Source organism: Planctopirus hydrillae (genome assembly GCF_001707835.1).
Lineage (GTDB): Bacteria > Planctomycetota > Planctomycetia > Planctomycetales > Planctomycetaceae > Planctopirus > Planctopirus hydrillae.
Genome location: NZ_LYDR01000073.1, coordinates 1 through 307, shown reverse-complemented (window position 1 = coordinate 307; position 307 = coordinate 1). Strand labels below are relative to the sequence as shown.

The 307-nt window shown below is 41.7% G+C and carries 1 protein-coding gene; it reads right to left on the bottom strand.

All coding sequences use genetic code 11. The features are described from left to right. Positions 1 to 307, bottom strand: a 307-nt coding sequence (locus tag A6X21_RS10630; protein ID WP_131818289.1) for an aminotransferase class I/II-fold pyridoxal phosphate-dependent enzyme, incomplete at both ends; no start/stop codon positions are given.

Sequence of the window (307 nt, the reverse complement as noted above, 5' to 3'; positions counted from 1 at the left end):
TCAGGCAGATTACATACATCGCCTTCCATACTGAAAACACCATCCACAACAATAAGCTTCACCTTATCAGGATCACATTGCTGCAATCTCTTTTCAAGAGAAGACATATCATTATGCTTAAATTTAAGCTTATTGCTAAACGAAAGACGCATACCTTCAATAATAGAAGCATGATCCAACTCGTCCCAGAGAATATAATCTTCACGCCCGGTGATGCATGCCACGACCCCCAAGTTTACCTGAAAGCCTGTAGAGAATATAATGGCGTCTTCCTTGCCCACAAATTCAGCGAGTCTTTTCTCAAGGG